The sequence below is a fragment of the Pantoea sp. S18 genome (assembly GCF_045689705.1).
GTDB classification, from domain to species: Bacteria; Pseudomonadota; Gammaproteobacteria; order Enterobacterales; family Enterobacteriaceae; genus Pantoea; species Pantoea symbiotica.
This window is the reverse complement of the sequence record NZ_CP142688.1, coordinates 1334276-1347257: the sequence shown is the minus strand read 5'-3', so window position 1 is coordinate 1347257 and position 12982 is coordinate 1334276. Positions and strand designations below refer to the sequence as shown.

8 protein-coding genes are annotated in these 12982 nt (G+C 57.5%); 2 read left to right on the top strand and 6 right to left on the bottom strand.

Annotated elements, in window-relative coordinates; translation table 11 throughout:
* Nucleotides 1-16: 16 nt before the first annotated feature.
* From idi to VIJ98_RS06085, 3 genes are all read right to left on the bottom strand, one after another.
* Nucleotides 17-550 (bottom strand): isopentenyl-diphosphate Delta-isomerase, encoded by a 534-nt coding sequence (gene idi / locus VIJ98_RS06095; protein WP_061717291.1) that lies wholly within the window; start codon nt 548-550, stop codon nt 17-19.
* Between the two features lie 962 nt (nt 551-1512).
* Nucleotides 1513-3408 (bottom strand): methyl-accepting chemotaxis protein, encoded by a 1896-nt coding sequence (locus VIJ98_RS06090; RefSeq protein WP_323272756.1) that lies wholly within the window; start codon nt 3406-3408, stop codon nt 1513-1515.
* Between the two features lie 152 nt (nt 3409-3560).
* A complete protein-coding gene (locus tag VIJ98_RS06085) occupies nt 3561-4673 on the bottom strand; it encodes a suppressor of fused domain protein (protein ID WP_008102641.1) in 1113 nt (370 codons plus the stop codon).
* A 225-nt stretch (nt 4674-4898) separates the two neighbouring features.
* Here VIJ98_RS06085 and VIJ98_RS06080 point away from each other — a divergent pair, with 225 nt between their 5' ends.
* On the top strand, nt 4899-5192 hold the full coding sequence (locus tag VIJ98_RS06080; RefSeq protein WP_008102643.1) for a hypothetical protein: 294 nt from the start codon (nt 4899-4901) through the stop codon (nt 5190-5192).
* A 3-nt stretch (nt 5193-5195) separates the two neighbouring features.
* Here VIJ98_RS06080 and VIJ98_RS06075 read toward each other — a convergent pair whose 3' ends face one another.
* Nucleotides 5196-6059 (bottom strand): oxygenase MpaB family protein, encoded by an 864-nt coding sequence (locus tag VIJ98_RS06075; protein WP_154153236.1) that lies wholly within the window; start codon nt 6057-6059, stop codon nt 5196-5198.
* Between the two features lie 115 nt (nt 6060-6174).
* Nucleotides 6175-8472, bottom strand: a complete 2298-nt coding sequence (gene bglX, locus VIJ98_RS06070; RefSeq protein ID WP_323272752.1) for a beta-glucosidase BglX — start codon at nt 8470-8472, stop codon at nt 6175-6177.
* Between the two features lie 154 nt (nt 8473-8626).
* Here bglX and dld point away from each other — a divergent pair, with 154 nt between their 5' ends.
* A complete protein-coding gene (gene dld / locus VIJ98_RS06065) occupies nt 8627-10336 on the top strand; it encodes a D-lactate dehydrogenase (protein ID WP_154153241.1) in 1710 nt (569 codons plus the stop codon).
* A gap of 48 nt (nt 10337-10384) precedes the next feature.
* On the opposite strand, the gene VIJ98_RS06060 is transcribed toward dld, so the two are convergent.
* Complete coding sequence (locus VIJ98_RS06060; protein ID WP_154153244.1) at nt 10385-12826, bottom strand: DUF3772 domain-containing protein; 2442 nt, start codon at nt 12824-12826, stop codon at nt 10385-10387.
* Between the last annotated feature and the right edge of the window lie 156 nt (nt 12827-12982).

The following is a 12982-nucleotide window of genomic DNA, read 5'->3' as shown; positions in this document are numbered from 1 at the left end:
ATGGCGACCCTACTTATTACGCCGTCAGGCGAAACTCACCAAGCGTATGGGGGATGCGCGGGAAGGTGTGCAAAAACCACGGCGTGAACTGCGCCGGATTCTCCTGCATCTCCTGCTGAATCTGCGCTATCGAACGGTAGCACCACGCGTCTGCCTCTTCCGGATTCAGCACCGGCTGCTCGTCGCTGATGGCGAAGAACACGTGGCCATATTCATGCTCGGTTAACCCGTTGCTCAGCGGCAGGTTGTAGCTCAGCTCAAACACCGGTGTTAACGCCACATTCATGCCCATCTCTTCACGCAAACGGCGCTCGGCGGCGTCGCGTGTTGATTCCTGCGGATAGGGATGACTGCAGCAGGTATTACTCCACAAGCCACCACAGTGATATTTACTGCTGGCACGGCGTTGCAGCAGCACTTCATGGCGCGAATTGAACACGTAAACCGTCACCGCGCGATGCAGCAATCCTTTTTCATGCACTTCCAGCTTTTCCATTTTGCCGATAGGACGATCGAGGTGGTCAACGAGAATAACTTCAATGGCGGGCATGACAACTCCTTCGGAAAATTCGCAGCTATTGTACACAACCTCCACAGGGTTGATGGAGGAAATAGCGCACATTCCGTGCGTTAACGTGGGCACATTAAAGCGTAGCAGCCGGCGGGCAATTCAGCATAAAAAGGCGGGGAACGGCGTTAATGGAGGAGATGTGTGCGGAGGGTGAGAAGGTCGCCATAAATGGCGTAATGCCGATCAGTTAAGCTCAGAGCGACTTTCGTTCGCCTCGTGCTGAGGCAGTTGCAGCACCTCCGTGCGGCGACCGAGCAGAGGACGCCTGGCCGCGCCCTCTGCACTCCCGGGCCCTGCGCCAGCCCAACCCGCCGCTTCGCGGTGCCTTCACTCATTCACGATTCCTGACGGACCGGTGTCGATTCGCTCCTGCTCAGCGCCACCTCTCGCCGCATCCATGCGGCTCGCCCTGGAATCCCTCATTCCCTCAGCGGTTTAGGATGTCGCCTCTACACCCGTGCTGCAGCAGTCGTGTGTATTCTTAACTCAAAATCGCTATAAATCCCGTAGGGTTGCCATTCATGGCAACCTGGTGCGCATGAATGCGCACCCTACGAAAAAACCAATTCGGGCACGGTTATCATAGGCGGCGGTGTTGAGCGCCATCCGCAGCGCCGAGCGAAGAGCGACGGCCAGGATGAGCCGACAGGACGTCGGCGAAAACGCGGCATGAGCCAGGAAGGCGAATCCGCGTGGTCCGTAGGACGGAGCGATAAGCGAGGGAACAGCGAGGACGGCGCAAGGCGCGGATTGCTAAGGTCCGCGCATTCGGACCTTAGCCCGGCCGCCTGCTTTTGGCATTCTGAAACTGCCAGATGCTTAGCGGGCGGAATCCCTGCGATTTCAGCGCACTGCTTATCTGACATGCATTACGCCATAAATGGCGGCCTTACGTGGGATTGGTGTAGGGGCGCCATTTATGGCGACCGCTTCCACAAAACTTACAATTTAAAGCTCTGCACCACCTGCTCCAGCTGCACGCTCTGCTGCTGCATCGACTGCGCGGCGGCGGAAACCTGCTCGACCAGCGCGGCGTTCTGCTGGGTACTGCCATCCAGCTGGGTAATCGCCACGTTCACCTGATCGATGCCCATGCTCTGCTCGCGGCTGGCCGACATGATTTCGCTCATCAGCGTGGTCACGCTGCTGACGCCCTGCATCAGCTCATCCATGGTTTGCCCGGCCTGCTCCACCAGTTGGCTGCCGGTATCGATATTCGCCACCGACTCCTCAATCAGCTTCTTAATTTCACGCGCCGAGTTAGCTGAACGCTGTGCCAGGTTGCGCACTTCCGATGCCACCACGGCAAAACCGCGACCCTGTTCACCGGCGCGCGCCGCTTCGACCGCTGCGTTCAGTGCCAGGATGTTGGTCTGGAAGGCGATGCTGTCGATGACGCTGATGATATCGACCACTTTGCGCGATGAGTGATTGATCGCGCCCATGGTGGTGACCACCTGACGTACCACTTCGGTGCCGCGTGCGGCAACCTGCGATGCGCCGTCCGCCAGCTGGTTCGCATGCGTGGCGTTGTCGGCGTTCTGCCGCACCGTGCCGGTCAGCTCTTCCATTGACGCCGCCGTTTCAACAATCGAACTGGCCTGCGATTCGGTACGCGCCGAGAGATCGGCGTTGCCGCTGGCGATTTCACGCGAAGCCGCCGTAATCGCCAGCGCGCTGTCGCCCACCTGGCGCATCAGGCCTTGCAGATAAGCAATGAACTGGTTGAAGCTCTGCGCCACGGCGTTGAACTCCGGGCTGTTGCTGGCAGGCAGACGCTGTGTCAAATCGGCGCCGCCGGTCGATAAGGCTTCAATGTTGCTGTTCAGCACGGCGAGACGTTTCATCATGGCACGCACGAAGCCAAGCAGCACCAGCAGCAGGATCACTGCCAGCGGAATCTGCACCAGACCAAGACGCGTCAACATGCTGTGGGTTTGTGCATCCAGCAAGCTCGACGGCACATCACTGGCGAGATACCACGGGCTGCCGGCAATCGCCTGCACGAACAGCGTGTGTTCGCCATCTTCACCTTCAAAGGTGATTTGCGCGGGCTGGCTGCCCGCCTGCGCCAGCAGACCTTTCAGCGCCGATGCCATCGGCAGCTGGGTATCCGCGAGGTTTTCCAGCTTCGGCGCGCCATCTACCAGCGCGGCGTTACCCACCACTTTGCCGTCAGCTTCAACGATCAGTACGCGGCCCTGAATCGCCTCACCCATCTGTTTTGCCAGCTGGTTGAAGAAGCCGAGCGTCACGTCAATGGTCGCCACGCCCCACGCGGTGCCATCGCGATAGATCGCCATTGCGCAGTTGGTACGCGGCTGCGGGCTGGCGGCATCCTGATAGGCTTTCGCCCAGGCGCACTGGCCTTTAGGCGCGGCTAAACCATCTTTGTACCAGGATTGCTCCCAGTATTTGTCGGCGGCATCCGAGTTCCAGTAGGTATTGACCTGCAGCTGGTTACTGGCGTTGCGCGCAAAGAATGAGCTGTTTTTCTCTTTGGCGGGATCGCGACGGTTTGGTAACGGCCAGATGCCGCCGCCGAACACATTGCTGTCCTGATATTGGTTAACTAAGGCGGGCAGCAAGGTATCGATGGCTGCGCTGTCCATCACGCCTGCGGCTTCGGTAATGGCGCGCTGCTGCGCCTGTACGCGGTTCATCTGCTCGACAATGCGACCGGCCAAGCCGTCCACTTCGTAACGCACCAGACGACTTTCATTTTCGGAGAGTTGCGGCGCGATGAACTGATTGATTACCAGCACGGTAACCAGCATCAGACCGGCAAAAAAGGCGACAAGCGTCGCGGTGAAACGGGATTGTGTTGTTTTGAACATTATGTGTGCCCTTACCCTGGTTGGCGAGTTGCCTGATCGAGGTTAACGGCGTGTTAATGGGGAACTTGAGGTGAGCGGGATCACAAAGCAGTGAAATAGTTGATTTGGGTGATAATTTAAAATCGTAGGGTCGGCATCGATGCCGACCTGATTTACGGTGCGGGGGTTTCCACCACTTCCTGCCGTGGCCGGAAGACATGATTATTGCCGTCCGCCAGCAAACGTTGCAGCAGCTGCTGTCCACCGCGATCGTCAGCCTGAGCAAACTGGCGTTCGGCCTCGGTAATTGGCGTGGACCACAGCAGATTCACGCGATCGCCATCGCGTTTCGGCAGGCGGAACTGCGCCGCTTCGGGCGCTAAATCATTCGCCAGCAGGAAACTTTCAAAGCCCACCGGGGCGACTTCCGACGCCAGCGTATGTCCTTCGCCTATCCAGGTCAGACGCGCCCAAGGCAGATGGGCAAACTCAGCCAGCGCGCTCGCCATCTGCACCGCGTTGGCTTCGGTCATCACTTCGCCATCCACCGCCATCGCCAGCTCGACGCGGCGATACTGCGGGGCCAGCTCGTCAAACAGATGATCCACCTGCGGCATCGGGCGGATTCCCATGCCCAAGGTGAGGAAGTACCAAACGCCATTGTGCAGGTGCTGCGAAATCGCCATCGGCGGCCAGTTGCCCTGATCGATGGAGTAATATTTTACCGACTCGCCAAACTGCGCCTGATAACACTGCATCAGCTCGCGCTGCACCACATCCCACAAATGACCGTCGTGCCAGTCGCGCCAGAAGTGGCGCTGTTGCTCTGCGCGCGCGTAGTAATCGTTGGTGGAGGCCGATCCAAGCGGCGCGGTCAGACGATTCTCTTTGATGCAGGCAGCAGAAAAACTCACCTGCTTATCCTGATACAGGCTCCAGCCGGGGATCACCGCCAGCAATTGGCCGTAATACCACAGCGCTGCGCCATCGTCGCTGGGCTCCCACAGCACCTGTAATCCCGCCGGATCGAGCATCGGCTCGGCTTCCAGCGTGCGGCAATACTCGGCACTCAGCAGCGGCGCGATGCCCTGCTCCATCGCTTCACGATCTTCCTGCGCGGGTGCAGGCAGCAGGTTACGCAGCCAGCAGCCGCGCACCGCGTATTGGCTGCGAAACAGGTCATTCGGCCAGATATAGAAATAAGCCGTACGCGCATCCTGCTCGACGATCGCGGTTAGTGTGTGTTGCTGATTCGGCACCTCAGCAATCAGAGGTTGGTGGGTCATAACGCCTCGATATTACCTGGAGGAATCCATTTTCCCCGAGAATAGAGCAGGATCGGCACTCGTGCCATGTGACACAAGGGTAAAACTCTCAAAGTGCGGTGGGAAATAGATGAGAGCGGCTTATGAATCGCCGCTTAACTGGCTGACAAGCTTCAGATTAATTTGCGATTCTTTTACAATTTCGCGTGATATTGTTTGCACATTCGCCTCTTTGGAGCTGCCATCATGGTGCTGCAAAACCTCGATCTGAACCTGCGGGATGTGGTTATTTTCGTGATGTTGGTGTGGCTGTTTATCCGCTATACGTGGGTGATGTCGTCGCTGACCTTGTTGCTAAGCGGCGTGGCATTGCTGGTGTTATTACCGATTGATATCTATTACAGCTTGTTGCCGCTGGCGCTGATTGGCCTCGGGCTTGGCATGTTGCTGCATCATTATCAGCAACGTCAGCTAGCGTTAAAACGTCAAGCGCGCACGCCGCGCACCTACACGAACAAGCAGGATGAGCTGCATCTGTAACCTTTAGCGGCCCATGCGCTGCATCGCACGAGTATAAGCGCCGCGCTGAATCGACCAGCGCAGCAGTGCGGCGATCACCGCCATTTCCCGATCGACTCGCCACTGCGTCAGCGGCGCAACCGGCTGCTGGATCTGCTGTTGCGCCCAGTTCGGCAGCAATCCCATCCCCGCTTTCAGCATTACGCGCATGGCCGGTTTTGCCTGCCAGCTGGGCGCGGGCGCGTTAATCAATAACTGCATCACCTCCAGCGTGCGCGCATCGCAGATCAACTCGGGTCGCATCATCTGAAGATACGCCTCAACCGCCTGTACGCTTTTCGGCACCCGCTGCGCACCCAGCGCTTCGGCAACTAATGCCGCTTCCTGATAGTAACGATCCTGATCGGCGAGGCTGAGCTGCGAATTTTTATAGCGCAGATGCGCCGCCAGAAAGCGGCTGGTTTCCGCGACGTGCACCCAGGTGAGCAGATGCGGATCGCTGGCGGCATACGGCTTGCCCGCGTTATCGACACCGGTGACGCGCAGGTGAATACGTTTGACGCGGTCGATCAAGATATTGGCATCCTTGGTATTACCGAAGGTGGTGACGGCGATAAACTGGCTGGTGCGGCGCAGGCGGCCCATCATGTCCTGACGGAAATTGGAGTGATCCCACACGCCCGCCAGCGCCGCCGGATGCAGCATTTGCAGCATCAACGCGCTGATGCCGCCGCACAGCATGGAGGTGAAGTCGCCGTGGACGCGCCAGATAACGTGGTCCGGGCCAAATAAGCCGGGATCGCCAGGCGGTTGCGAGATGTCGAATTCGTTGAGTGACAGGCCGTTGAGGCGGAAGACTTGCTGTTGGATGCGTTCGCGGATGTTCATGGGTTTGTGCGCTCGTTGACCTGGTCGGCATAAATGCCGACCCTACAAATCAGTGAAGCATAACATGTAGGGTCAGCGTTCATGCTGACCGAACCAAAGAGCGCAACAAGCTTACTTACAGATAATCAAACTGCGCATCCTGAGTGCGCACCGAATCCAGTCCAATCATTACATTGATTTTGCCTGGCTCGGCGATGTGCTGCATCTTCTGGTTCCAGAATTTCAGCGCATCAACGTCGATCTTAAACTTCACGGTCTGCGATTCACCGGCTTTCAGCATGATGCGCTGGAAGCCGCGCAGCTCCTGCACCGGACGGCTGATGCTGGCCACCGGATCGTTAAGATAGAGCTGCACCACGGTTGCGCCATCGCGTTTACCGCTGTTGGTGACGGTCACTGACGCTTCCACCGAGCCGTTACGCGGCATGGTGCGCGAAGACATCTTCACCGGCGATACAGTAAAGGTGGTGTAGCTCAGACCGTAACCAAACGGATAAAGCGGACCGTTCACCGCATCGTAGTAATGCGAAGTGTACTTGTTCGGTTTGGCGAAGTTGTACGGACGACCGGTTGGCAGATGGTTGTAGTAAATCGGAATCTGGCCCACGGAACGCGGGAAGGAGACCGGCAATTTGCCTGACGGGTTGTAATCGCCGAACAGCACATCAGCGATGGCGTTGCCGCCTTCGGTGCCGCTGAACCAGGTTTCCAGCATCGCATCGGCTTGCTTATCTTCATTGACAACCGTCAGAGGACGGCCATTCATCAGCACGATCACCAGCGGTTTACCGGTGGCTTTCAGCGCTGCCAGCAGCTTCTGTTGGCTAGGTGGAATAACGAGATCGCTGCGGCTGGAGGCTTCGTGCGCCATGCCTTGCGCTTCGCCGACGGCGGCCACCACCACATCGGCTTTTTTCGCCTGTGCTACCGCTTCATCAATCAGCTCCTGCGGCGAGCGCTTATCCACGCTTACCGCTTGCTCATACAGATTGAGGAAGTCCTGAATGCCTTTGTTGTCGCTGATGTTCGCGCCTTTGGCGTACAGCACCGTGCCTTTACCCGCCATCGCATTACGCATGCCTTGCAGCAGCGGAATCGATTGTTTCGCTACGCCAGCCGCCGACCAGCTGCCCATGATGTCGCGCTGGCTATCCGCCAACGGCCCCACCAACGCAATGGTGGCGTCTTTCTTCAGCGGCAGCGTTTCACGCCAGTTTTTCAGCAACACAATGCTTTTACGCGCCACATCACGCGCTTCGGCGCGGTGCAAACGGCTTTCGGCATTGGTGTCCTGCGGATCGCTCTCTTTCGGCCCTAAGTGGCTGTAAGGATCGTTAAACAGGCCCATGTCATATTTGACGTTCAGCACGTGGCGCGCGGCATCATCCACTTCCGCCATGCTCACCGCGCCGCTCTTCACCAGGCCCGGCAGGTATTTGCTGTAGTATTCGTCGCTCATGCTCATGTCGATGCCTGATTTCATCGCAATGCGCACCGCATCCTGCGGATCGCTGGCCACACCGTGTTTAATCAGTTCTTTAATCGCACCGTGATCGCTAATGGTGATGCCTTTGAACTTCCAGTCGCCGCGCAGGATATCTTTCAGCAGCCAACTGTCCGCCGTGGCCGGCGTGCCATTCAGCGAGTTGAGCGCCACCATTACGCCACCGCTGCCGGCATCCAGTGATGCTTTATACGGCGGTAGATAATCCTGGAACAGTCGCTGCGGGCTCATGTCGACGGTGTTGTAATCACGTCCACCTTCCACTGCGCCGTAGGCCGCGAAGTGCTTCACGCTGGTCATGATCGAGAAGCGATCCGCCGCGCTTTTGCCCTGCATGGCTTTTACCATGCTGCTACCCATTTGTGCGCTGAGGAAGGTGTCTTCACCGAAGCCTTCCGAGCCGCGTCCCCAACGAGGTTCGCGTGACACATCAACCATCGGTGCCCACGTCATATTCAGGCCGTCATCTGCGGCTTCATAAGCAGAGACGCGTCCCACCTCAGCGATGGCATCCAGATCCCAGCTCGCCGCCAGGCCAAGTGGAATCGGGAAGATGGTGCGCTGACCGTGCACTACGTCATAGGCGAAGAACAGCGGAATTTTCAGGCGGCTAAGCTGCATCACCTGATCCTGCATGGCGCGAATATCCTGACGCGTCACGGTGTTAAAAATTGCCCCGACCTGACCATGCTGAATCATATCGCGAACCGCCGATTTTGGCGTATCCGGTCCTACGCTGATCAAACGCATCTGCCCGATTTTTTCATCAAGGGTCATTTTGCTGAGCAGCTGATTCACAAAGGCGTCGCGCGCCTGTTCAGTCATCGGATGTGGGCCAAACAAGTCGTCCGCGAAAGCGGGCTGAATGGCTAAGGAGACAGCGAGGCTAACAGAGTAAATCCATTTCATCAGGTCGGGTTCTCTTAAGTGACTGCGCAATATCGAAATAACCGGGGCAGTTTGCCACAAGATGAGGATAGCAGGTAGCCGCCATGTCACACCGCGACCCTGTCGCTGACGCGTGCTACAGTAAATGCGCCATGTTAAAGACAAGGATAGGCCAATGAATAACAACACTTCGCACCCTACTCTGCTCGCCGAACTGCGTCGTCTGGTCGGATCGTCGAACCTGTTAACCGACGCAGAACAAACCGCGCGCTACCGCAAAGGTTTTCGCTCCGGCGAAGGCGAGGCGCTGGCGGTGATTTTTCCCGGTTCGCTGCTTGAGCTGTGGCGGGCGTTGCAGGCGCTGGTGAGCGCCGATGCGATCATTTTAATGCAGGCCGCCAACACCGGTCTGACCGAAGGTTCCACGCCGAACGGCAACGATTACGATCGTCCGGTGGTGATCATCAGTACCTTGCGTCTGGATAAATTGCAGCTGATCGACAGCGGCAAACAGATCCTCGCCTTCCCCGGCAGCACGCTGTATCAGCTGGAAAAAGCGCTTAAACCGCTTGGACGCGAACCGCATTCGGTGATTGGTTCCTCCTGCATTGGCGCCTCGGTGATGGGCGGAATTTGCAATAACTCGGGCGGATCGCTGATCAAACGCGGTCCGGCCTACAGCGAAATGGCGCTGTTTGCACAGATTGATGCCAGCGGCAAACTCAAGCTGGTAAACCATCTCGGCATCGATCTGGGTCACTCGCCGGAAGAGATGTTGGGACGGCTGGATGACGATCGCTGGCAGCAGAGTGATGTGCGCTGGGACGAGCGCCACGCCTCGGATCACGAATACGCCGAGCGCGTGCGCGATATTAATGCGGAGACGCCAGCGCGCTTCAACGCCGATGAGCGCCGCCTGTTTGAAGCTTCCGGCTGCGCCGGGAAGCTGGCGGTGTTTGCCGTGCGTCTGGATACTTTCCCTACCGAACCGCAGCAGCAGGTGTTCTATATCGGCACCAACAATCCGGCGGAGCTGGGCGATATTCGTCGCCATATTCTGGCGGAGTTTACCCATCTGCCGGTGGCGGGCGAATATATGCACCGCGACATCTTCGACATCGCCGAGGTGTACGGCAAAGATACCTTCGTGATGATCGACAAACTCGGCACCGACAAAATGCCGCTGTTTTTCACTCTCAAAGGCCGCGTGGATGCCTTGCTAGGCAAGCTGAGCTGGGTGAAACCGCATCTCAGCGATCGCCTGTTGCAGCGCGTCAGCGGCTGGCTACCGGCGCATCTGCCCAAACGCCTTAAACTTTATCGCGATAAATATGAGCATCACCTGATGCTCAAGATGTCTGGCGACGGCGTGGCCGAAGCGCAGGCTTATCTGACCGAATATTTCCGCGAAGGCGGCGGCGCGTTCTTCGCCTGCGACGCCAAAGAGGGCGCGCACGCGTTCTTGCATCGCTTTGCTGCCGCCGGTGCTGCGGTGCGCTATCACGCGGTGCATGCCGATGAAGTGGAGGACATTCTGGCGCTGGATATCGCGCTGCGTCGTAATGATGAAGAGTGGTTTGAACGCCTGCCGGCCGAGTTCGATAACGATATAAGTCATCGTCTCTATTACGGCCACTTCTTCTGCCACGTGTTCCATCAGGATTACATCGTGAAAAAAGGCGTGGATGCGCATGCGCTGAAAGAGAAGATGCTGGCGATATTAGCCGCGCGCGGTGCCGAATATCCGGCCGAACATAACGTCGGCCATCTGTATCAGGCAAAACCGCAGCTGCAGGCGTTTTATCAGCAGCTCGATCCTACCAACAGTTTTAATCCGGGGATTGGCAAAACCAGTAAACAGAAAGGTTGGGCGGTGAAGGTTTGATCCAGTGCGGTTGTGGTGAAGGTGGCCATGAATGGCCACCCTACGGATTTATGGCAATGGATCGCTTTGCTGATCTTGTGCCGCAGCCATGGCGCGGCGCTCGATGATCATGGTTTGCGGCGTTGACAGCATAATGCCCTCTTTGCGCAGACGCGTCAGAATATCAAACAGCAAATCACTCTTGGCGCCGGAAATCTGCCGCTGACCCGCCACGTTGCCGGTGACGCTCAACACGATGCCCGCCGGCGTCAAATCTTTGAACGACACTGACGGCTCTGGCGTCTCCAGAATGCGTTCATTCTCCTGATACACTTCCAGCAGAATTTCACGCACGCGCACCGGATCGATATCCAGCGGGAAGGTCAGCAAAATGGTGACCACGCCTTGTGCATTGCCCATGGTGGCGTTACGCACGTTCTGCGAGATAAACTGCGAGTTCGGCACAATCACCGTCGATTTGTCGCCCAGCTGAATTTCGGTGGCGCGCACGTTGATGCGACGAATATCCCCTTCAATGCCGCTGATGCTTACCAGATCGCCGACTTTCACCGGACGTTCGGTCAACAGAATCAGGCCGGAGATAAAGTTCTTCACAATCTCCTGCAAACCAAAACCGATACCGACCGACAAGGCGCTGACGATCCACGCCAGCTTGTTCCACTGCAGGCCCATAATCGACAGCGTCAGCAGGATAATCAGCACGTAACCGATGTTGCTGAACAGCGTCACCAGCGACACGCGCATGCCGACATCCATGGTGGTTTTTGGCAGGAAATCTTTATCCAGCCAGCGACGCACCGAACGCAGCACGTAAATGCCCACCACCAGACAGAGAATCGCATTGACCATGTGCGCCGGCACAATGTTCAGCGACTCCAGCCCTTTACCGCCCCAGAATTCAATCACCTTCTGGATCAGCTCAATCGGCGTTGATGAAGCAAAAGTGCCGTTCAGCAGCGCCAGCGCCAGAATGGCAATCAGCAGGGTTTTACCCAGCGCGCTGAGCAGCGTCGCCGCCTGTTGCAGGTAGCGCTCATCGATATTCAGCGTGGTTTGCAGGCGCTTGCCGGTAGCGTTGCTGGTGGAGAACAGGCTTTCGCAGCCGTCATTCACCAAATGGCTGAGGAAGTAGAACGAACCAAACAAGATGCCGCACCAAATCACTTCATAACTGAGGAAGCGCGCCAGCGTGACGTAACCGATAATCAGCGAAACCAGAATGCCCAGCGCCGTCAGCATCAGCGCCAGCTGCACCAATCCCACCAGCGTCGAGCGCGCTTCAGGCTGATGACCTTCCTGCACCATGCGGCGGCGTACGCGGTTGATGCGCATGCCGATCGCCAGTCCGGTGCTGCCGATCAGCAGCGCGGTCAAGCCATTAGCAAAAATGGTGGTGTTCAGGCTGGTGCCGACGCTGTAGTTGAAGGCTTCCACCGTCTGGAAAACGAACACCAGCGCCGCAGTGAATGGCGGGAACGGTTTTAGCGCCTGCGCCACTTCGTTGGAGATGGCCGGCAAACGCCAGCTTGGGCGACGCGTTGAGAGGAACGCGCGGCCTAAACCGGCAATCAACCCGCAATAGACGCTGAGCTGCACCAGACGCTCGACAAAATCCTGCACATCGCCAGAGACTTCGTCGCGGCGCGTAAAGGCCAGCGCGATGAAGTTGAAAGTCAGGACCACCGCCGCCAGCGTGGTGAGTGCGGTGGTGGCGGCGAGGAAGCTGCGACGTAAGCGCCCTTCCGGCATTTTATGAATGCTGATCCAGGCAAAGAACTCTTCGCTGTAGCGGCGTCCCAGCGTCATCACCAGCATCGCCGCAAACAGCCAGGCGATGGTGCCAAAACGCCAGCCCGACTCCCACGACAGCGCGGCGGTGTCCTGCAATTCGGCGATAAAATCGCTGATCTTCTCGCCATCGAGATCCTGGCTGCTCATCACCGGCGCCCAGAAACGCGGGCCGAGGATACTGCCGGAGTTCAGCGCCAGCTGGCTTTTCAGCTGGTCACGACGCAGGTTGACGATCTGCGATGACAGCACCAGCGCACCGTTTTTGATGCCATCGGCTTGTTTGATCTGATCGTCCAGCTTGGCTTTCTGGCTCTCCAGCGCCGCACGTTTGCGCGTCACTTCGGGCGTCTCTTTCACGCCGCTGTCGGCTTTCGGTGCCGGGCCGAGCACCGCTAACTGGGCATCCAGCTGCTGACGCTGCGGCACTAAGGCCTGACCGAGGGTTTCGGCATTACCGGAAAGCTCGAGCGCCATCTCATTGAGCTGGTTAAGCTGGCTTTCATTGGTATCGCCTGAGACCTGGCCTTTAATTTTGTCGAGAATTTTCTGCATCTTAGGCAGCTCGACCGAGGCGTTAACCTTGGGCGCGGCGTCTTCTGCCTGATCGTTGGGCGGAGTATCAGCGGCCACGCTCAGCGTGGGGGCTAACAGCACAAGCAGCAGTAAAAACGGGGTAAACAGATGACGAAACTTGAACATATGAATAAGATTCCAGCGCAATAACAGCCGATAAACGCAAGTGCGATAGTGAATGGCGGCTAGTTTAAGACGTTGCCGACACTGAAACTATAGGAATGAAGGTGTAAAACTTTGGCGCTAACGATAAGAGATTTTGTCGGTAACCGGGATAAATCA